Source organism: Sphaerochaeta sp., from assembly GCF_050256055.1.
In the GTDB taxonomy this organism is placed as follows: Bacteria; Spirochaetota; Spirochaetia; order Sphaerochaetales; family Sphaerochaetaceae; genus Sphaerochaeta.
Genome location: NZ_JBFWIJ010000007.1, coordinates 18030 through 37752, shown reverse-complemented (window position 1 = coordinate 37752; position 19723 = coordinate 18030). Strand labels below are relative to the sequence as shown.

Genomic DNA, 19723 nt, shown 5'->3' with positions numbered 1-19723 from the left:
CGAACTAACCATAGAACAAAAAGTGCCTCTGTTTCAAGCATCTGCACTTGCATGGAGGTCAACAGACTGGTATACAACAGACAGGGGGTACAAAAGCATGTACCAAGAAATTCCCTTCGATACAGATTGGCTCTTTGCACCGGGATCGTGCCTGACACAGAACGATGATGCGTTTGTTGCCATAGACCTTCCCCACAGCCCTGTCATGTTCACCCCTTCGTACCAGGAAGAGGGAGCGCATTGTAGTCGCTTCACCTATCGAAAACACCTCGACCTGCACCTCAAGGAAGGGGAGTCGGCAACCCTTCGCTTTGAAGGCATTGCCAATCGTGCCCAATTCTTCATCGACGGCAGCGAAATCGCCGAGAGCCGTGGTGCCTACCTGCCTTGCATCGTGGAGCTGGCAAACCGAAATGCTTGCGTCCTGACCATACTCGTCGATGCAGCGGAGGATCCCTCCTTCCCGCCCTTCGGCAATACCGTGGATTACCTAACCTTTTGCGGCATCTACCGAACCGTGACACTGATTATACATGAAGAAACGATGTTCACGTTTCTGGGATTGGACAGTCCTACATCGGATTGCGTCATACTTAAGGGCCGTGCGGTCAACAGTGATCACCTTCCAGTGGAAGCGGTTTTGTATGATGGAACCACAAGGTTGGGAAAGGCCGGGACCAAGGTCGCCGAAGGCCGGTTCACGTTGCGTCTGGAACACCTTTCGCTTGAGACCTGGTCGGTTGACCGACCCCGTCTCTATACATTGGAAGTACGATTGGGGGAAAAGGATTGCAGGAGAATACGGTTCGGCAGCAGAACGGCAAAGTTTACCAAGGACGGGTTCCTGTTGAACGGCAAGCCCCTCTTTTTGGTAGGATTGAACCGTCATCAAGACTTCCCCTATCTTGGCTATGCTGCATCAGCTTCGCTGCAACGGGAGGATGTCGTACAGCTGAAGGCTCTCGGCATCAATCTTGTCCGTACCAGCCATTATCCACAGGATCCCTCCTTCTTGGATGCCTGTGATGAGCTAGGATTGCTGGTATTCGAGGAAATCCCCGGTTGGCAGCATATCGGGGATTCGCAAAGCTGGCGGCAAGCATGCCTGGATGCAGTGAAACAGATGATAGAGCGTGACTACAACCATCCTTCGATCATTCTGTGGGGCGTCCGCATCAATGAATCCATGGATGATGATGCGCTGTATCAGCCATCCAATGAATTGGCTCATGCACTTGATGAAACCCGCATGACTGGAGGTGTCCGCAATTTCCGGCACAGTCATCTGCTCGAGGATGTATATACCTTCAACGATTTCTCCTATGCAGGAAAAGGGCGGGCGTTGCTTTCCAAGCGTTCGGTCTGCAAGACTTCGGATCCCTATCTGGTGACGGAATGCATGGGGCATATGTTTCCGGTGAAAACCTATGATGGTCCGCAGAAACGGACGGAACATGCGCTTCGGTATTATCAGATCCTGGAAGATGCGCACCGCGTGCATGGCTTGTCCGGAGTCATCGGATGGTGTATGCATGATTATTTCACCCATGCGGACTTTGGAAGCGGCGACCAGATCTGCCATCATGGGGTGCTTGATTTGTACCGCAATGAAAAAGCGGCGGCTTCTGTCTTCACGAGTCAGAGGGAGGAGCCGAAGATGGTGTGCCTGCTCTCCAGTCTGGATGGAGGTGATTTCCCCAATGCAATGCTCGATCCGCTGCTGGTAGCCACCAACTGCGAACAGGTCCGTCTTTCCTTCGATGGCGTTGAGGTCGGTACCTTCAGTCCTGATGGAAAGCACTACGCCCATCTTGCCCATCCACCTCTCTTCATCAGCGACCTTATCGGAGGCCGCTTGCAACAGGAACGCTATCTTCATCGGTGGGAGTACCCGTTTCTGGCTCGCCTGCTTGCCAAGGTTGGACGGCAGGGCGGCAAGCTTACGGTGTTTGACACGTTGAAAATGGGCTTGTTCCTTGGGCTTCATCATCTCAAGTATGCCGATGCAGTCGCCCTGTTTTCCAAGTATGTAGGGAATTGGGGGAGTGCAGGCGGAACCTGGAAGCTCGAAGGTTTGGTGGGCGGAGTGGTGGCAGCCACCGAGACAATCTGTGCAACGATCGGGCCGGTCATGGAATTGGAAAGCATGGGCACCACCTTGTCTGAGGAGTTCGGAAGGAGGACTATGGCTCGAATACGGGTTCGTATCCGACGTCCGGGGCAATCGCTTGCACTGCCCTATGCATTCATCCCCTATACCGTCGATACCAATGAGCTTGTACAACTTGTCAGTCCAAAGCAGGATACGACGCTTGGAGGGAGTGCTGCAATTTTTGTCAGGACCAAGGGGTTGAAAGGCGAAGCGGTGGTGAGGGTTCACAGCAGATTGGGTGACAAAGAAGTCCGCTTTACGGTAGTCTAGGCCTATGTTGACTGTATATGTAGACGCCGACTCCTGTCCCACCAATATCCGTTCGATCATCCTCAAGGCAGTGATGCGGCACAACCTTCCCTCGTATTTTGTCGCCGACCGTCCCCTCAAGGACGTCCAGAAGGCGTATCAGGACCATACAAAGCAACTGCGCGAAGCAGCAAGGGCTCGGATTGAGGCCGGTGATGACAACCTGCGTGCGATCAAGAGCCGGCTGTGCATGGTAGTGGTCGCTCCAGGCATGGACAGTGCCGACGATTGGATCGCCGAACACTGTACAGCCCCTGCATTCGCCATCACCCATGACATTCCACTTGCCGATCGTCTGGTCGAACAAGGCATCACCGTGTTGGATGATCGTGGCAACACATTCACCAAGGAGAATATGGCGCAGCGGCTTTCGATCCGTAATGCCATGAAGGAATTCAGGGAGATGGGGGTCTTTGCGGAGAAACATGCCAAAGTAGGACCCAAACAAATCAAGGCATTCAGTGATGCGTTCGATACGCTCTTAACCTCACTGCTGAAGCAATACGGCTGAGAGAATTGCTTAGCAGGTGATGAGACACACTGCATTGGTTCTGTATAGAAACACGTTGGAGCGGGAACGGGTACTCTCCCGGCTCTCGGTTCTTCCGTATCTCGAGCTGCAAACATGCCGTCTGGATGCTGCGTGGCAGGCCGAGGAAGCTGGATTGGCAATTTGCTACTGCCGCGATCTTCCCAGCGCCTTTCGGCTCAAACAAACGAGGCGGATGGGCAACCTGCTCGTACTCTGTCCGGTGAATCTTGCCTCCATGATGTCATTGCTTGAGGACGCCTCCTGTAGGGTATGCAGTCTGGAAAGCTCAGCTCGGGTGTTGGAACATGCACTGGATTACTTGTTGCATGAACGGGTCCGCACCGAGACGACGGCCGAGCATTCGGTGTATCTGACCAGACGGGAAAAAGAGGTGATCGAATTGTTGATCAGCGGACAGGACAACCAGCAAATAGCTTCGGCTTTGGGCATCAGTGTGACTACTGTCATCGCCCACAAGAAACATATGTTCATGAAAAGCGGCGTGCATTCCTCCAGCCAGTTGGTGGTATGGGCAATGCTCACGCAACTTTCAGGGTAATGGTTTTCAGAACAGGGAGTATCGGAGAAAGAGGGAGGCGAAAAGGGAAGAGACCAAGGTGACCAATGTAATCTGGGTGTTCAAGGAAGGCCCCGCTGTATCCTTGAAAGGATCGCCGATGGTATCGCTGATGACCGCAGCTTGATGGGCGTCGGAATGTTTTCCTCCCTCGTTGCCGGCTTCCACCCACTTCTTGGCATTATCCCACAGCCCGCCGGTATTGGACATGAGCAAGGCCAGTAACAAGCCGCAGGCAATATTGCCGATGATGAAGCCCGATACCGCAACATATCCTCCAAAAAATCCTACCACCAAGGTCATCAAGATGGTGAACAGACCGGCAGGGATCAAGCGATGCAGGGCTGCTTTGGTGGCGAGATCGATACATGTATCATATTTGGGGAGAACCCCCGCTTTACCTTCCTTCAGTCCCTCGATCGTCTCGAATTGATGGTGTATTTCCTCCACCATCAGGCAGGCATTGTCCTGCACCGCTTGGATGAGCAGTGCGCTGAACACCGCAGGAACGCCGATGCCTACCAAAAGACCGAACAGGAACGAAGGGGACAATGCATCGAGAATCTGTACGGCTGAAAGGCCCAAACGAGCCGCTTCCATTCCGATTTGCGCGAGAAAGGCGCCGAGCAAGGATATGACAGCAAGACCTGCCGAGGCAATGGCAAACCCTTTGGTAATTGCCTTTACCGTATTGCCTGCACTATCCAAGGCATCGGTACGGGCCAATGTTTCTTCACCCAGGCTGCACATCTGGGCAAGTCCGCGGGCATTGTCCACTATCGGGCCGTAGGCATCGTTGGAAACCACCATCCCTACGATGCTGAGCATCCCTACCGAAGAAAGGGAAACGCCGAAGAATCCCATGCCCGTTCCCAAAGGGGCTGCAAGTCGATAGGAAAGCAGGGTACACAGAGCGATGCCCACCAAAGCGGGAAACGTGCTCAACAAACCGTAGGAGAATCCTCCCAACACGCTGAATGCAGGACCTTTCTTCCCTGAAGCGGCTACGCGCCGTACCGGTGCGTGCGTGTCATCAGTGAAGTGGTTGGTAACGATGCCGATCACTGAGCCGACTCCCAATCCCAACACGGTGCAGAACAGCAAAGCCAGCGGTGCATCCAACAGATAGGTGACCAATGCGAATCCTAACAGGGAAAGCAGGCTGGTCCCGTAGGTACTGCGATTCAGGGCTGAGGTGACCGACTTGCCCTCCTTTAGGCGAACACTGCCGACCATGAGGATGGTGGCGAAGGTACCCACGGCACTATAGGAGAGGACGAGATAGGCATACGAAGCGTCCAAGGAAAGGGCGATGACCAGACTGGCCACCAAAGCGGCTACATAGGAATCGAACAGATCGCTGCCCATGCCTGCGACGTCCCCGACATTATCTCCGACATTATCGGCAATGACTGCGGGGTTGCGGTAATCGTCTTCGGCCATTCCCAGCTCGACCTTTCCGACGAGATCGGCACTGATATCTGCGGTTTTGGTGAAGATGCCGCCGCCGGCCTTCGCAAAGAGAGCCAGACTGCTTGCTCCGAAGCTGAATGCGAGCAGGTAGGAAGTGTCATCGGTGAAGAAGAACAGCAGGGTGATGCCCGAGAGACTGGTGCACACCACAAAGATTCCCATGACCGACCCTCCCCTGAATGAACAGAGGAATGCTGAGGCAAGACTTTGGCGTGCCCGATCAGCGGTCTTGGCATTTGCTATGGTTGCCGCCTGCATGCCAAGCACCGCACACAGTGCGCTGAGGACTGTTCCGAAGAGGTAGGCTGCTGCGATGTACAGGTTCTCGATGCTTGGATCAAGAAAGAGTGGGCGAGGCAGCAGCAACAGGATACAGAGCGCCGCCGAAAGGCAGAATCGGGTGAGATACTTGGCTTCCCGAAACAGAAAGACGTTTGCTCCATCCTTGATCAGGGTGGAAATCCTCGTCAAAGATGGTGAGGGTTGGGGAAGACGGACGATCCATCGGTACAATGCAAGCGATACAACAAAGCCTGAGACAGAGATGAGGACAATGCCGATAAGAATGGCCATACCTATGCCTCCCTATCTAGTTTTGACCCGCCGGGCGCAGTTGTCAAGTTCTTGGAAGGCATGAAAAAGGCAGTGGGATCAGCCACTGCCGTATGGTTAGAAATCTGCGAGTTTCGGTGCCCGGGGATACGGGATGACATCCCTGATGTTCGCCATTCCGGTCACGTACTGGACCACCCGTTCGAAACCGAGCCCGAAACCGGCATGGGGTACCGAGCCGAACCGTCTCAGATCCAGATACCACCAGTAGTCCTCCGGATTGAGTTTGAGTTGCTGCATCCGTCTGACCAAGGTGTCGAGGTTGGACTCGCGTTCGCTGCCACCGATGATTTCCCCCAATCTGGGAACCAAGACATCCATCCCGCGGACGGTTTTCCCGTCATCGTTGAGCTTCATGTAGAACGCCTTGATTTCCTTCGGATAATCGGTGACGATGACCGGTCGTTTGCACACCACCTCGGTAAGGTATTTTTCGTGTTCGCTCTGCAGGTCGCTGCCCCAGGAGACGGGGAAATCAAATGCAGAATTATGCTTTTCCAGTTCCTTGACCGCATCAGTGTAGGTCAGGTGGGCAAAGGGGCTTTCCACGATTTGCTGCAAGGTTTCCATCATTCCCGACTCGACGAATTTGCTGAAGAAGGCCATGTCGTCCGGACATTTCTCCAGTACATTGCGGAACAAGTATTTCAAGAAATCCTCGGCTACTTCCATGTTTCCCTGAATGTCGCAGAACGCCATTTCCGGTTCCACCATCCAGAATTCCGCCAGATGCCGTTTGGTATTGGAATTCTCTGCACGGAACGTGGGCCCGAAGGTGTAGATGTTCTTCATGGCCATGGCGTAGGTTTCGCCTTCAAGCTGACCGCTGACCGTCAAGAAGGATTGGCGCCCGAAAAAGTCCTTGGAGTAATCAATCCGGCCTTGTTCGTCCTTGGGAGGATTGTTCAGATCCAAGGTAGTGACCAAAAATTGCTCGCCGGCCCCTTCAGCGTCACTGGCACTGATGATCGGTGTGTTCACATACAGAAAACCCCGTTCCTGAAAGAACTGATGTACGGCGAAACTGAGGGTATTGCGGACCCGTGCGACTGCACCGAACATGTTGGTTCTTGCCCTGAGATGGGAAATTTCCCGCAGATACTCGACCGTATGCCGCTTTTTCTGCAACGGGTAGGTGTCCACCGGGCATTCCCCTACCAAGGTAAGATCGGAGCACGAGAGCTCGACATCCTGGTTGCCGCCGCTGCTTTGCACGATCGGGCCTCTGCAGACAACCGAGCAACCGGTGGTGATGGCGTTGAGTATGGTTTGGTCAGCCAGTTTTTCCTTGTCGATGACCACCTGCAATCCCTTCAGGCACGATCCGTCATTCACCTCAAGGAAACATACGGTTTTGCTGTCACGCTTGGTACGTACCCATCCTTCAGCGCTGATGATTTGATCTGAGGGAGTTCTCTTGAGCAGGTCGGAAATTCGTTCTTTCATGGGATCATGACTCCTTATGGTATTGCGCCATTATGATTCCTTTGGCCGTGCAGAGTCAATATTTACGAACAATTTGCAGGTATTCGCAGATTGTTGCCCCTCGTTGATCCACGTGAGGCTTGGTGAGTTTTGTTCTGTTCCCTAGATTTTGGCAATACAAAGAAAAAAGTAGGAAGATGTGGTTATTTTGACAGATTGACAAATAGTGAAAATATGTATATAAAAATAGTGTACTAAACACGGAGGCCAAGATGTATAAAACCATCCCCCAGCTATTTGCCCAAGTCGTTTCCCGGTATCCAGCATATACAGTCCAGATGACGAAGGATGCACAGGGTGTATTCACTTCTGTATCCTATTCAGAACTCTTCAGTGAGGTGAACAGCCTTGCAGCCTCCCTGTCCAACCGAGGGATCAAGCGAGGGGACTTGGTGGGCTTGATCAGCGACAATCGCACTGAGTGGCTTGCCTCCGATCTTGCCATCCTTACGTTGGGAGCGGCGGATGTGCCCCGCGGAAGGGATGCAATGCCGTACGAGATCAGCTTCATTCTCTCGGTTACCGAAGCTTCATTCTGCTTTGTTGAAAATGCTGTACAGCTTCGCAAAATCGTCAATCTCCTGGACAAGCTTCCTGCTCTCAAGCACTTGATCGTCATGGACCGTTCTTTCACCGAGGAGCAGAAAAACCAAGTGGTGGTAAGAGAGGGAGTACAGGTCCTGTTGTACCAGGATTTGATTACCGAAGGGCGGGCCCTGCTCAATGATCGGTCGGTTGCGCTTCAGCTGGAGAACATTCGCGAAAGCGGCACGGTCGACGAAACGGCCACCATCATCTTTACCAGCGGTACTACCGGTGATCCGAAGGGTGTGATGCTTACCCATGCGAATTTTGCCTATCAGTTGGAAGCCGTCCCCAGACTCATAACCGAGCTTGCCCCCGGGCAACGCTGGCTCAGTGTCCTGCCGGTCTGGCACTCCTTTGAGCGCATCCTCCAGTATGTGATCATCAGCAATGCCTCGACGGTAGCGTATTCCAAACCGCTTGGTTCCATTCTGTTGGCCGATCTTTCGGTCGTCAACCCGCATTTCATGGGTTCGGTTCCCCGTATCTGGGAAGCCGTCAAAGCCGGGGTGTTTGCCAGTTTGAAGAACAAGAAACCGATCGAGAAGGCGTTGTTTTCCTTTTTTGTCAAGGTTGCAGGTGCTTACAGCCATAACCATGACCTGTTGACCGGTGAAATCGCCACCTTCAAGAGGCGAAGCCGCTTCTTAGATGTACTGCGTTCTTTCCTTCCGGTCATCCTGCTCACCCCATTTTACAAATTGGGTGACCATTTGGTGTTTGGAAAAGTGAAACAAAAATTGGGGACGAATTTCATCGCCGGGGTCAGCGGGGGAGGTTCCTTGAGCGAAAGCGTCGATTTGTTCTTCGCATCGATCGGCATCAAGCTGCTTGATGGCTATGGATTGACCGAGAGTGCCCCGGTGGTTGCCGTAAGGCCGCTGCAGCACGGGGTGAAGCGCACCGTCACCCCGCTCGAGGGGACTGAAGTCAGGATTATTGATGAAGCCGGCAATGATGCAAAACCCGGGCAGAAGGGAGTGGTCATGGTTCGCGGTCCGCAGGTGATGAAAGGGTATTTCAAGCGGCAGGATCTGACCGACCGTGTTCTGAGCAAGGATCTTTGGCTCGATACCGGCGATTTGGGGATGTGGACACACCACGGGCAGTTTGCACTCTGCGGACGTGCCAAAGATACGATCGTCCTCAGCGGTGGGGAAAATCTTGAGCCGGTGCCCATCGAAGCCAAGCTTTGTGAAAGCGAGTTCATCGAGCAGGCAATCGTCCTGGGCCAGGACAAGCGGTATTTGGGGGCCTTGATCGTTCCGAACCTCAAACGGATCGAGGAATATCTGAAAGAGAAACAGATTCCCTATATTACAGAGAAGTTGACATCCATGCAGGAGGTGAAAACCTTGATCGAACATGCCATTGCGGAAATGATCAACAGCAAGCATGGATTCAAGAACTTCGAACATATCGTTCGGTTCAAGTTACTGACCAAGTCGTTCGAGGTGGGAAGGGAATTGAGTGCAAAACAGGAATTGAAACGATTCGAGATCAATCGTATGTATGAACAGGAAATCGAGGATTTGTTCGTTAGTTGATATCGCTTTGTGTGACACCTTGGCAGGCACTGTCAGCTTTCTTGCATTTTTCGTCCGGCTCTTATAGTATGGAGACAGACAATCGTACCAGGGGATGCAATGATACAGATCATCGGTACCAAGAAATGCAAAGAGACTGCGAAAGCCATTCGCACGTGCAAGGAACAGAGACTCGAATACCAATTCGTCGACCTGACGGAACGTGCACTCTCTGAAGGGGAATGGCGTTCCATTTTTCAGGGATATGAACCGCTTTCACTTATTGACAGCCAAAGTTCGTATTATACCAAAGAAGGATATGCCTTTCGGGAATTCGATCCGCAAGAGGAGCTGAAGGAACATCCCCAGCTTCTGAAAACTCCCATTCTTCGCTCAAAGGGAAGGGTGCATGTCGGGTTTTCTGTCGACATCCTGACTTCCTGGGGAACGAACTGATGTTGCAGTATGCTGTTTTGGGCAGTGGCTCAAGCGGGAACAGCTATGTTTTTTCCGATGGTCAGGTTTCCCTGCTCATCGACCAAGGCTACAGCGTAGCTGAATTGACGCGCCGTCTTGCTGCATTCTCCATCCCATTGCAGTCGATTCAGGCTGTTTGCGTAACCCATCTGCATCCCGACCATGTACGGGGGGTTGGGGTTTTGTGCCGAAAGCTTTCCATCCCGGTCTATTTCTCTTCTGAAGCGGTATGCACACAACAGGCATTGGTGCAAAAGCTTGGAATTCCCGAGGGAAGGCTAATGCCCGTCACCCCGTTCGAAGTGGTGTCGGTCGGTCCATTTTCCCTCTTTTGTTTTGGAACCAGTCATGATAGTACCGGTTCCGTAGGGTGGTATGTGACCTATGCGGGTGAGCAACTGATGGTGCTCACCGATACCGGAATCACCTCAGAAGAGCAGAAACAACTTGCTTGCCAGGCTTCGGTCTTGTTCCTTGAAGCCAACTATGATCCGAAGATGCTGAAAAACGGTCCATACCCAGCCTATTTGAAACGAAGGATAGACGGCCGTTTCGGCCATTTGTCCAATGAGCAGGCGCTTTCCTTTCTCCAGGAGAGTGGCTTTCGCGGCAACCATGTCTATTTCATTCATCTGTCTGATATCAATAATGATCCCACTCTGTTGGAAGAAGCGGCACACGCGGTTACCCAATTACCGTTCACCGTGTGTCGAAAGAACCAATGCTATGGGCAGTGGGGGGAGCTTGTATGAGTAAAAAAGCAAAAAAGAAGATCGATAAGGCAAACATCTGGACGTTGAAACGCATCAAGCAACTCAAGCGTGATGACGGCTTGAAGATGAAATCGGTCACCGGTTACACCATGGAGTCGGTAGTGGAAAGTACGGCCTCCAGGAATGCCTCTCGCATCGCGCTGCGCGTATATGGGGAAGAGGACAGTGAAATCACCTACGGTCAGCTCAAGGCGATGAAGGACGCGATTGGTGTGTTTCTGCTTGAGCATGGCTTTGTCCGAGGCGATCGGATTGCCGTGATGGGGGAGAGTTGCCCCACTTGGCTTATCGCCTATTTCGGCATCACCAGTGTCGGATGTGTGGCGGTGCCCATTCTTCCCGACTTCTCCACCAAGGAAGCCTGTCAGATCCTCGAACATTCCAAGGCCAAGGGTGTGGTGGTCAATACCAAGCACTTCGAGAAGGTATTGCCGTTTGTCCAGCAACACCCTTCATTCTTGGTGCGCTTGGAGGATTTGTTCCATATACCTGAACCGATCTGCAAGGAGTTGACGGACAAAACCCAGTTTTCCAGTGCGCCGGGACGTGATTTGACCAGAAGAAAGCTTGACAAGAAAGCCCAGCAACTGCGTGCTTCCTCCTTGGCAAACGAAGATGACCTTGCCAGTCTGATCTATACCAGCGGGACGACCGGAAACAGTAAGGGTGTGATGCTCACGCATAAGAATCTGGTGTGGAATGCCGATATTTCCACCGATGTCTATGTACATCTGAAACCCGGGGACCGCGTGCTTTCCATCTTGCCGATCAGCCATGTCTATGAATTCACCACCGGTCAGATTCTTGAATTGCTCTGTGGTTGTGAGATCGTGTACCTCGGCAAAGCTCCCGCCCCCTCGGTACTGCTTCCCGCACTGAAGGAGGTGAGGCCGCGCATCGTCATGACGGTTCCCCTGCTCATCGAGAAGGTGTATCGTGCCTCGGTGCTCCCGGTCCTCCGGGACAATGAACATCTGAAGCGTTGGTTGAAATTCCCCTTGACCCGTCGTTTCATCTACCGGACGATCGGTCGCAAGCTCAAGGTGACCTTCGGCGGCAAGCTCAAATTTTTCGGCATTGGAGGAGCCCCGTTGGACCGGGAGGTCGAACAGTTCCTCGCTACTGCCAACTTCCCGTATTCAATCGGCTATGGCTTGACAGAGACCTCTCCCTTGATTGCCGGTGGGCTGCCCAATCGTCATGTGGTGGGTACCATCGGGAAAATCGTCGAACATGTCCAGGTACGACTTGAGGATCAGGATCCAACGACCGGGGTGGGTGAGATTCTGGTCAAAGGCCCGAATGTAATGCTGGGCTATTATGACAACCCTGATCTCAACGCGGCAGCCTTCACCGAGGATGGATTTTTTCGTACCGGTGATTTGGGTCATTTGGACAAACAGGGGCGGCTCTCAATCAAGGGACGCACCAAGACCATGATTCTGGGAAGCGGAGGGGAAAATATTTATCCGGAGTTGATCGAGGCTGTGATCAATAATCAGAGCTTTGTCACCGAATCCTTGGTGGTTCCCGAAAGTGGTGGTTTGATCGCCCTCATCAAGATTGATCTGGATTCGTTCGCCCAAAAAATGGCATTGAATGTCAACGATGCCAAGATTGAGGCGACCAAGTACATCGCCAAGATCCGCGAGGATGTGAACAAGGAACTGAGTGCATTCAGCAGACTGAGCAGTGTGGAGTTGCAGGAAGAACCGTTCCAGCGCACTCCTACGCAGAAAATAAAACGGTTTCTCTATTCCCGCTTGAAGGACGACCATTCCAAGGAGCAACACAAGCCTTGAGGTCCAAGGCTAGTGTGTGGTATATCTTCGGAAAGGAAACACCATGGCAAACGTAGATATCAGAATTCGATCAATTGAATCGCTCGCAACTCCCGACGAGTTGGTGGCGATGTTCCCGGTGGATGCCCAAACAGGTGCTTTCATCCGACAGACCAGACAGACCGTCAACGATATCATCCAGGGGAGGGACCGAAGATTGCTTGCAATTGTAGGTCCCTGCTCACTTCATGACCCCAATGCGGCGCTTGCGTATGCAAAACGGCTGAAGGTTCTCGCCGAACAGGTTGCGGATGAGTTCTTTGTGGTGATGCGCACGTATTTTGAAAAGCCGAGGACCGTCGGCGGTTGGAAGGGCTTGATCCTTGATCCGAATATGGATGGCAGCTACGATATCGGCGGAGGGATCACCTTGGCAAGATCGCTGTTGCTACAGATCATCCAGCTGGGGCTTCCGGTCGGTTGTGAAGTACTCGATCCAATCATTCCCCAATATATTGATGAATTGATGAGCTGGTCATCCATCGGTGCCCGTACGACCGAAAGCCAGATTCACCGGAATCTTGCCAGTGGCTTGAGTGTCGCCGTAGGATTCAAGAACAGCACCAGCGGTGAACTGATCAATGCCGTGAATGCGATCAAGAGTGCAACGCAACCCGCCTCCTTCATCGGTATGGATGGGAAGGGGGCCAGTGCCATTTTCAGGACTACCGGCAATGATTGTTGCCACCTGATTCTTCGGGGAGGGGATCAAAGTCCCAACTACTACGAGGATGATGTGGAGGCTGCAAGACTTCTCATGGAGCGGGAAGGCGTGAATCCTGCCATCATCATCGATTGCAGCCATGCAAATTCCCGTAAAAATTACGACCGACAGAAGCGGGTTCTCCGCTCGGTCATCGACCAGGTCAGTTGGGGGGAAAAGGCCATTCGTGGATTCATGTTGGAAAGCAACTTGAATCCGGGTTGTCAAAAGATTCCTTCCAATCTTTCCGAATTGAAGTATGGCGTTTCGGTTACCGATGCCTGCATCGGTTGGGAGGAGACCGAACGTATTTTGCTGCATGCTTGCGAAATGCTTCGCAAGGCTCGTCTGGAAGGCGGCAGTATCCAACCGCTCTGATTTCGGAGGTGTCTATGGTTCCCTCAGTATTGGTTATCCTCGCACAGGGTTTTGAGGAAGTGGAGGCGATCACCCCGATTGACCTGCTCAGGCGCAGTGGTGCCCACGTCACGGTGGCAGGTCTTGATGCGTTGATGGTGAAAGGTTCCCATGGTTTGGAGATTGGCTGTGATGCACTGCTTGCAGACTGTCGCAAAGCATCGTATGATTGCGTGGTTTTGCCCGGGGGAGGCCAAGGTTCCCAGAATCTTGCCGCTTCCTTCGAGGTTCTGGAAATGGCGATCAAAACCGCACAATCCGGTGTAGTGGCCGCCATTTGTGCTGCTCCCGCCATTGTATTGGGAAAGACCGGCTTGTTGGACGGCAAGAAGGTGACCGGGTATCCGGGTACCGAACAGCATTGCCCCGGTCTGCATCTACGTAAGGACAAGGTGATCATCGACGGAAATCTGATCACCGCCCAAGCCGCCGGCAGTGCGATGCGGTTCGCCCTTGCCATCATTGCCACATTGTTCGATGAAAGTACAGCAGAGAAAATTGCTGATCAAGTGAAATATGAGGAGTGACAAACGTGCCCGCAATCGGCTTTGACAATGAAAAGTATCTCGAGGAACAACGGCATTTCATCCTTGAGCGTGTGAAACAGAGTGATGGGAAGCTCTACCTCGAGTGCGGGGGAAAGCTTCTCTTCGATTACCATGCAGCCCGCGTACTTCCCGGTTTTGATCCGAATGTGAAGATGCGGGTGTTCCAGTCCCTGAAGGACCAGATCGATGTCATCATCTGCATCCATAGCGGGGATATTGAGCGACGCAAGATGCGCAGCGATTTCGGCATCACCTATGATACCGATGTATTCAAGATGATCGACGACTTCGCAAAGTGGGGTCTGAAGGTCACCCGGGTGGTCATCACCCGCTTCGACGAGGAACCGGGGGCGATCCACTTCAAGAATATTCTTGAACAACGGGGCATCACGGTCTATACCCACCGTTCCACCCGCGGGTATCCCAATGATGTCGATCTGATCGTCAGTGATGAGGGATACGGGGCGAATCCGTATATCGAGACCGATCGGCCGGTGGTCATCGTCACCGCTCCCGGTCCGGGCTCGGGAAAGCTCGGCACCTGCCTCTCCCAGATGTATCACGACTATCGCTGCGGGCGCAGGAGCGGGTATTCCAAGTTCGAGACCTTCCCGATCTGGAACCTCCCGATTGATCATCCGGTGAACATCGCCTATGAGAGTGCAACCGCCGACATCGGTGACAAGAATTTGATCGATCACTTCCATGCCAGCGCATACAACCAGATAACAGTCAACTATTCCCGTGATTTGGAGGCGTATCCACTGCTCAACCGGATCTTGAGCAAGATTACCGGACAGGATTGCCCGTACAAGAGCCCCACCGATATGGGGGTGAACCGCTGCGGCTTCGGCATCATTGATGATGCGGTCGTCCGTAAGGCCGGAGAGCAGGAGATTATCCGCCGATACTACCGTGCCGCCTGTGAGTATGTTCAGGGCATCAGCAACAAGGAAACCGTAGAACGAAGTCGATCGATCATGGAGGCGGCCAAGCTTTCACCCAGTGATAGGATTGTAGTCCCTGCAGCCTTGGATGCCTTGGAACGGGGGATTTCCCGGAACAAGGGTATCAATGGGATTGTATGCGCCGCAGCGATCGAACTGCCCGATGGGCAGATTGTAACCGGGTGCAATTCCCCATTGCTCCATGCATCCTCCGCATTGATTCTCAACGCCGTAAAGGTGCTTGCCGGCATCGACCATGAGGTGGATTTGATTCCGCCGGCGATCGTACAATCGGTGACGGCGATGAAGCGGGATGTGCTCAAGGGCAGGGGAGTGAGCCTGAATCTGGATGAGGTGCTCATTTGTCTTGCGATGAGTTGTGCCATCAGCGAGGATGCGAAGAAAGCGTCTCAGGTATTACCGCTTCTCAATGGTTGTGAGGTGCATATGACCCACATCCCCAGTGCAGGCGATACATCGGGCCTGCGCAAACTGGTGCTGAACGTCACCAGTGAACCCCAGTTCCCGACCTCGAATCTCTATAATCCTGCCTGATCACGATCCGAAAAGACCGGCGATCAACGGCAAAACCCCCAGGACGGCCAGGATGCGGAACGTATGCATCAGGACGATCTTGGGGGTTTCCAATCCCAGTTCATCACTGATCAATCCCATTTCCTGAATGCCTCCGGGGGTGGCGCTGAACAACGCCGTACCCCAATCCATACCGCTGACGGCATGCAGGATGAATGCGGTGAAAAATGCCATGAAGAACAATTCCACAACCAGAATCAGCGCAGGGAGGATGAGTTGTTGCACCCCCAACGCCGATTGTCCCCCGATTCTGCTGCCGATGTAGGTTCCTGCACTGATCTGCACGAAAGTTTTGAGTGAGGATGGGAAAATAGCCTTCTGACACACGAGATTCAAGGTAGCAACAGCGATGATCGCTCCCAGGATGGGACCGGCCGGGATATTGAATAGGTGAAACGTGAATCCACCGCCCACGGCACACAGAAGTGTGAGCAGGACGTCCGACAGGTGTACGGAATTCTTTTGGGAAAGATCGTTTTTTGTATACAATGTTTGTTGTGTAGGTGCTGGTATTTTCAGCAGTGATTTGATCATCGGCGGGAAGATCAGGATGACGGTAATCAATCGAAACAACTGCAACAGTGCAACGTCTTCCATGACCGCCCCAAAGTCAGCTGCCACCAGGGCAAGGTCACTCACGCCTCCCGGAGCACAGGCAAAAAAGGATGTCATGAAGCTTAAATGGCTCCACCTCTGCATGAGATAGGCGAATAGTAAATTGATTGACAGCAGCGATACAATCAACACAACGACGGGAATAATCATGGTATGCAGGGTTTTGATATCCCGTCTACTGAATTTCTTACCGATTACCATCCCTGAGAGCATCTGCACGAATATTCTGAGATTGAGTGGGTACACCACCGTTTTTACACTGAACGTATTGAACAGCATGACCGCAATCAGCGCTCCGATCAAGGCACCTGCAGGAATTCGTAATCGTTTGAGCAACAAACCTCCTGCAGCCCCGATGAGATGGAGGAGAACCAAAAACAGCACTGTCATATGAATAATCCTTGCAAACGTTGGTATCAGGAGAAGCAGTATGCCCTGAGATGTATGCGAGTATACCATACAAACGCGGTCGATGATATCGTTTTGTATACAATTATGTACGTGTTCAAATGCTTGACGCATTGACGGGCTCTTGGTACCTTCTAGATATGAAATTATCGACTAAAGGAAGGTATTCCCTGCAAACGATGGTCTATCTGGCTACCTGCAGGGAACATTGTAGTATTCGCAGCATCAGTGAAGCCACCGGCATCACCAGTGGGTATCTGGAGCAATTGATGATTCCGCTTCGCCGGGCTCAGCTGGTGGAAGCTGAACGCGGCGTACAGGGCGGCTATAAAATTGCTCGAACGGGAATTACCTGTCATGATGTTCTGGCTGCCAGCGAAGGGGATTTTCATCCGGCGCCGTGCAAGCAATGTCATAAGACGGATGCTTGCAAGACCCACCAGATCTGGGCCCTTTTGCAGAGCGCTGTAGTGGATTTTTCCAAACTGGTTACTATTGATGAGCTTGCCTCCCATCTTGTCGAAGGAGAAGCAGGGGGTGGCATTTGAAAATTTCAACCCGTGGTCGCTACGGCTTGCGGCTGTTGGTGGACATAGCAGAGCATGGCAGCGAAGGTCCGGTCGCCCTTGCCACGGTTGCCAAACGTCAGAATCTCAGTGAGAAATATCTCCAGCAGGTTGCCTTGTTGTTGACTCGAGGTGGGTTCTTGCTCTCAGTCAAGGGTTCGGGGGGAGGGTACTTGCTCAGCAAGGATCCCCAGGCCATAACCATCTATGAAGTGCTGAACCTTTTGGAAGGAAACATTGCCTTCGAGGAAGTACCGAATGGTGAGGAAAGTGCCATCGAAAGAACCATCCGGGTTCATTTTTACCAGAAGTTGGACCTGGAAGTAAAAAATGTATTTGAAAACGTTACTCTGGCAGAAGTTACTAAAGCTGAGTGGTTTACGTACGTAATTTAGGGATGGGGGCTTGACGAACATTGCATCCTTAAATACTATTAAAACTATAAAAATACTAGGATATAACCTGCAAAGAGGGAGGCATACCACATGGGTTCTCATGTACACCAATCCATTACGGAACTGATCGGAAAGACCCCGTTGATTCGGATCAATCGCCTGAATACCGGAGGAGCGACTGTCCTTGTGAAGATGGAAAGTTTCAATCCACTTTCCAGTGTGAAGGATCGTGTGGCCTTGGCCATGATCGAAGGGGCTGAGAAGCGCGGATTGCTCAAGGAAGGCTCGGTGGTGATCGAACCCACCAGCGGGAACACCGGTGTCGGCCTTGCCTACATTTGTGCGGTCAAGGGATATCGCCTGATCATCACCATGCCGGAAACCATGAGTGTTGAACGAAGGAAACTGCTTGCAGCCTTGGGTGCGGAGTTGATTCTTACCGATGGGTCGCTCGGTATGAAGGGAGCCATCTCGAAAGCGGAAGAGCTTGCCCGCAGGACTGCAGATTCCTTCATCCCCTCACAGTTTGAGAATCCTGACAATCCTGATGCCCATTATCGTACCACCGGACCTGAGATCTGGGAGGATTCCGGTCATGATGTCGATCTTTTCATCGCAGGCGTGGGCACCGGCGGTACCATCAGTGGAGTCGGACGATTTTTGAAGGAGAAAAATCCGAAGGTGCGGATCGTTGCCGTCGAACCGGCTACCAGCCCGGTGCTCAGTGAAGGTCACGGAGGACCGCATAAGATCCAAGGTATCGGAGCAGGTTTCGTCCCCAATACACTCGACCGTTCCCTCATTGACGAGGTAAGTACCGTTGAGGATGCGGTTGCCGGAGAAACTGCACGGCAGGCAGCCAAGCAGGAAGGCCTGCTTGTGGGTATTTCCAGTGGAGCAGCTTTGAGTGTCGCACTCGCCTATGCAAAAAAGCCCGAATGGGAAGGGAAAATCATTGTGGTATTGCTTCCTGACAGTGGGGAGCGATATCTGTCGACCTGGCTGTTCAGCGAAACCTAGGAAGTCTCTTGTTCCTACTGGTTTCTGTGATACTATGAAGTATGAGAGAGCTGTTTCGACTTCCAAACGTCCAGGCAGCAAGAACCGCTGCTTCCTATCAATTGCTCAGTAAGGAAGCACTCCATTTTATGGGAGTGGACCATATCCAGCGTTCCTTGGAGCAAAAGCAGTTTGAGATTGTTTTTAAAAGCGGGGATCCCGACCGATTCCCCCATTTGAAGGCATATCTACAAGGGGATAAGGTATGGTGGATCGTGGTCGGTACGACCATGTATCCACAGACCCCTTTGCTTGGCAAAGAAGTTGCGTCCCAGGTACTCAGGCATGCCCGAACCGAGGATGCCAAAGTGTTTTATGCTCCCTTGATGTTCATCAACACCAAATCGCAGAATATTTCCCTGCCGAGCAAGAATGGCCGTTTCACCGTACTCTTTGATGGATTCATTCCGGTGAAATGTCGTCCGCACCCGTGAGATAGACGGGTTTGTTCCGACCCCAATCATCCTTTTCCTTCCCCCAGTGCAATCGATACGGAGCATCGAGCAGGAATTGTCCAACCCATGTGATGAAAAACTCCTCGCTGCAGGGGACCTCAAGCACACAGAACGATTGTGTTTCAAGTTCATTCATCCCTAAGGCATGTCGTGCTTTGGCAAGCATCATGCTCAGATTGTGTTCACTCTGCTCGTCCACCATGGTGGAGAGAAGCGGATCTGCAAGATATGAAAGTGCATGCTCAAACAGTTGCTTACGATTCTTAGCCAATGCGAGTATCCCGCTGGTCCCGGTCTCATAATCGATGCCGACCAAAGCTTGGCATGATCCCTTACGGGCAAAGAGCATGGCGACATCCAGAATCCGACACTGCATGCTGAAGGATAATGCGTTGAAAAGGTCGGACAAATGCGGATAATTCTCCAGGTACATATCAGCAAAGCTGAAAGGATACAGCAATCCAAAGGATGTGGGCGACAAACGGCAGGCGATGTTTCCCAGCAGAGAAAGTTGTCCAATATCCAGGATGGAAAGGATGTTTTGATGCTCTGCAGTGAGAAAGGCGTAGCGGGCACGCATGGCTTTGGTGCTGCAACTTTGGTTCCATGGGATTTGATTCATGCTGGTAGTATACGTCATTGTGCCGAAAATAGCGAAAAGAAGTGACCTTCCG

Annotated in this window: 18 protein-coding genes; 14 read left to right on the top strand and 4 right to left on the bottom strand. The window is 52.3% G+C overall.

From position 1 onward, the window contains the following. Window positions 1-97 precede the first annotated feature (97 nt). Genes AB7C91_RS04325 through AB7C91_RS04315 form a run of 3 tightly spaced genes read left to right on the top strand, consistent with a single transcriptional unit; the run spans window position 98 to window position 3552 of the window. On the top strand, window positions 98-2422 hold the full coding sequence (locus AB7C91_RS04325) for a glycoside hydrolase family 2 protein (protein ID WP_428589449.1): 2325 nt from the start codon (window positions 98-100) through the stop codon (window positions 2420-2422). Window positions 2423-2426: 4 nt separating this feature from the next. After that, window positions 2427-2972, top strand: a complete 546-nt coding sequence (locus tag AB7C91_RS04320) for a YaiI/YqxD family protein (RefSeq protein WP_332446311.1) — start codon at window positions 2427-2429, stop codon at window positions 2970-2972. Between the two features lie 19 nt (window positions 2973-2991). Continuing rightward, entirely contained in the window at window positions 2992-3552 is a 561-nt protein-coding gene (locus AB7C91_RS04315) for a response regulator transcription factor (RefSeq protein ID WP_428589446.1), read from the top strand. A 6-nt stretch (window positions 3553-3558) separates the two neighbouring features. On the opposite strand, the gene AB7C91_RS04310 is transcribed toward AB7C91_RS04315, so the two are convergent. Next, window positions 3559-5616 (bottom strand): sodium-translocating pyrophosphatase, encoded by a 2058-nt coding sequence (locus AB7C91_RS04310; RefSeq protein WP_428589443.1) that lies wholly within the window; start codon window positions 5614-5616, stop codon window positions 3559-3561. A gap of 96 nt (window positions 5617-5712) precedes the next feature. Beyond that, entirely contained in the window at window positions 5713-7101 is a 1389-nt protein-coding gene (asnS, locus tag AB7C91_RS04305; RefSeq protein ID WP_332446308.1) for an asparagine--tRNA ligase, read from the bottom strand. Window positions 7102-7352: 251 nt separating this feature from the next. On the opposite strand from asnS, the gene AB7C91_RS04300 reads away from it, so the two are divergent. The 7 genes from AB7C91_RS04300 to AB7C91_RS04270 all read left to right on the top strand — a co-directional run bounded on the left by AB7C91_RS04300 (window position 7353) and on the right by AB7C91_RS04270 (window position 15512). Continuing rightward, window positions 7353-9272 (top strand): AMP-dependent synthetase/ligase, encoded by a 1920-nt coding sequence (locus AB7C91_RS04300; protein WP_428589439.1) that lies wholly within the window; start codon window positions 7353-7355, stop codon window positions 9270-9272. Window positions 9273-9371: 99 nt separating this feature from the next. After that, the gene (locus AB7C91_RS04295; protein WP_428589436.1) at window positions 9372-9707 is read left to right on the top strand and encodes an arsenate reductase family protein; all 336 of its coding nucleotides are present in this window, start codon (window positions 9372-9374) and stop codon (window positions 9705-9707) included. Then, window positions 9707-10480: an MBL fold metallo-hydrolase gene (locus AB7C91_RS04290; RefSeq protein WP_332446305.1), complete on the top strand. Its 774-nt coding sequence runs from the start codon at window positions 9707-9709 to the stop codon at window positions 10478-10480. Before AB7C91_RS04295 ends, AB7C91_RS04290 begins: the two co-directional genes overlap by 1 nt. After that, window positions 10477-12303: an AMP-binding protein gene (locus AB7C91_RS04285; protein WP_428589433.1), complete on the top strand. Its 1827-nt coding sequence runs from the start codon at window positions 10477-10479 to the stop codon at window positions 12301-12303. Before AB7C91_RS04290 ends, AB7C91_RS04285 begins: the two co-directional genes overlap by 4 nt. A 43-nt stretch (window positions 12304-12346) precedes the next feature. Beyond that, window positions 12347-13423: a 3-deoxy-7-phosphoheptulonate synthase gene (locus AB7C91_RS04280; RefSeq protein ID WP_332446303.1), complete on the top strand. Its 1077-nt coding sequence runs from the start codon at window positions 12347-12349 to the stop codon at window positions 13421-13423. A gap of 14 nt (window positions 13424-13437) precedes the next feature. Further along, window positions 13438-13989 (top strand): DJ-1 family glyoxalase III, encoded by a 552-nt coding sequence (locus AB7C91_RS04275; protein WP_332446302.1) that lies wholly within the window; start codon window positions 13438-13440, stop codon window positions 13987-13989. 5 nt (window positions 13990-13994) lie between these two features. Continuing rightward, the gene (locus tag AB7C91_RS04270) at window positions 13995-15512 is read left to right on the top strand and encodes a DUF1846 domain-containing protein (protein WP_332446301.1); all 1518 of its coding nucleotides are present in this window, start codon (window positions 13995-13997) and stop codon (window positions 15510-15512) included. On the opposite strand, the gene AB7C91_RS04265 is transcribed toward AB7C91_RS04270, so the two are convergent. Next, complete coding sequence (locus AB7C91_RS04265; RefSeq protein WP_332446300.1) at window positions 15513-16556, bottom strand: AbrB family transcriptional regulator; 1044 nt, start codon at window positions 16554-16556, stop codon at window positions 15513-15515. Window positions 16557-16714: 158 nt separating this feature from the next. Here AB7C91_RS04265 and AB7C91_RS04260 point away from each other — a divergent pair, with 158 nt between their 5' ends. The 4 genes from AB7C91_RS04260 to AB7C91_RS04245 all read left to right on the top strand — a co-directional run bounded on the left by AB7C91_RS04260 (window position 16715) and on the right by AB7C91_RS04245 (window position 19028). Further along, complete coding sequence (locus tag AB7C91_RS04260; protein WP_332446299.1) at window positions 16715-17122, top strand: Rrf2 family transcriptional regulator; 408 nt, start codon at window positions 16715-16717, stop codon at window positions 17120-17122. Then, window positions 17119-17535 carry an Rrf2 family transcriptional regulator gene (locus tag AB7C91_RS04255; RefSeq protein ID WP_332446298.1) on the top strand — a complete coding sequence of 139 codons (417 nt, stop codon included), beginning with the start codon at window positions 17119-17121 and terminating at the stop codon, window positions 17533-17535. The genes AB7C91_RS04260 and AB7C91_RS04255 overlap by 4 nt, the downstream gene beginning before the upstream one ends. 90 nt (window positions 17536-17625) lie before the next feature. After that, a complete protein-coding gene (gene cysK, locus AB7C91_RS04250) occupies window positions 17626-18555 on the top strand; it encodes a cysteine synthase A (RefSeq protein ID WP_332446297.1) in 930 nt (309 codons plus the stop codon). A 41-nt stretch (window positions 18556-18596) separates the two neighbouring features. Next, entirely contained in the window at window positions 18597-19028 is a 432-nt protein-coding gene (locus tag AB7C91_RS04245) for a hypothetical protein (RefSeq protein WP_332446296.1), read from the top strand. On the opposite strand, the gene AB7C91_RS04240 is transcribed toward AB7C91_RS04245, so the two are convergent. Beyond that, complete coding sequence (locus AB7C91_RS04240; RefSeq protein ID WP_332446295.1) at window positions 18997-19671, bottom strand: hypothetical protein; 675 nt, start codon at window positions 19669-19671, stop codon at window positions 18997-18999. The genes AB7C91_RS04245 and AB7C91_RS04240 overlap by 32 nt on opposite strands. Window positions 19672-19723: the final 52 nt, after the last annotated feature.

What these genes read in the sequence shown, in the direction of transcription:
- AB7C91_RS04325 (WP_428589449.1), top strand. Translation starts at nt 98, where the DNA reads ATGTACCAAGAAATTCCCTTCGATACAGATTGGCTCTTTGCACCGGGA.
- AB7C91_RS04320 (WP_332446311.1), top strand. Translation starts at nt 2,427, where the DNA reads ATGTTGACTGTATATGTAGACGCCGACTCCTGTCCCACCAATATCCGT.
- AB7C91_RS04315 (WP_428589446.1), top strand. Translation starts at nt 2,992, where the DNA reads ATGAGACACACTGCATTGGTTCTGTATAGAAACACGTTGGAGCGGGAA.
- AB7C91_RS04310 (WP_428589443.1), bottom strand. Translation starts at nt 5,616, where the DNA reads ATGGCCATTCTTATCGGCATTGTCCTCATCTCTGTCTCAGGCTTTGTT.
- asnS (WP_332446308.1), bottom strand. Translation starts at nt 7,101, where the DNA reads ATGAAAGAACGAATTTCCGACCTGCTCAAGAGAACTCCCTCAGATCAA.
- AB7C91_RS04300 (WP_428589439.1), top strand. Translation starts at nt 7,353, where the DNA reads ATGTATAAAACCATCCCCCAGCTATTTGCCCAAGTCGTTTCCCGGTAT.
- AB7C91_RS04295 (WP_428589436.1), top strand. Translation starts at nt 9,372, where the DNA reads ATGATACAGATCATCGGTACCAAGAAATGCAAAGAGACTGCGAAAGCC.
- AB7C91_RS04290 (WP_332446305.1), top strand. Translation starts at nt 9,707, where the DNA reads ATGTTGCAGTATGCTGTTTTGGGCAGTGGCTCAAGCGGGAACAGCTAT.
- AB7C91_RS04285 (WP_428589433.1), top strand. Translation starts at nt 10,477, where the DNA reads ATGAGTAAAAAAGCAAAAAAGAAGATCGATAAGGCAAACATCTGGACG.
- AB7C91_RS04280 (WP_332446303.1), top strand. Translation starts at nt 12,347, where the DNA reads ATGGCAAACGTAGATATCAGAATTCGATCAATTGAATCGCTCGCAACT.
- AB7C91_RS04275 (WP_332446302.1), top strand. Translation starts at nt 13,438, where the DNA reads ATGGTTCCCTCAGTATTGGTTATCCTCGCACAGGGTTTTGAGGAAGTG.
- AB7C91_RS04265 (WP_332446300.1), bottom strand. Translation starts at nt 16,556, where the DNA reads ATGACAGTGCTGTTTTTGGTTCTCCTCCATCTCATCGGGGCTGCAGGA.
- AB7C91_RS04260 (WP_332446299.1), top strand. Translation starts at nt 16,715, where the DNA reads ATGAAATTATCGACTAAAGGAAGGTATTCCCTGCAAACGATGGTCTAT.
- cysK (WP_332446297.1), top strand. Translation starts at nt 17,626, where the DNA reads ATGGGTTCTCATGTACACCAATCCATTACGGAACTGATCGGAAAGACC.
- AB7C91_RS04245 (WP_332446296.1), top strand. Translation starts at nt 18,597, where the DNA reads ATGAGAGAGCTGTTTCGACTTCCAAACGTCCAGGCAGCAAGAACCGCT.
- AB7C91_RS04240 (WP_332446295.1), bottom strand. Translation starts at nt 19,671, where the DNA reads ATGAATCAAATCCCATGGAACCAAAGTTGCAGCACCAAAGCCATGCGT.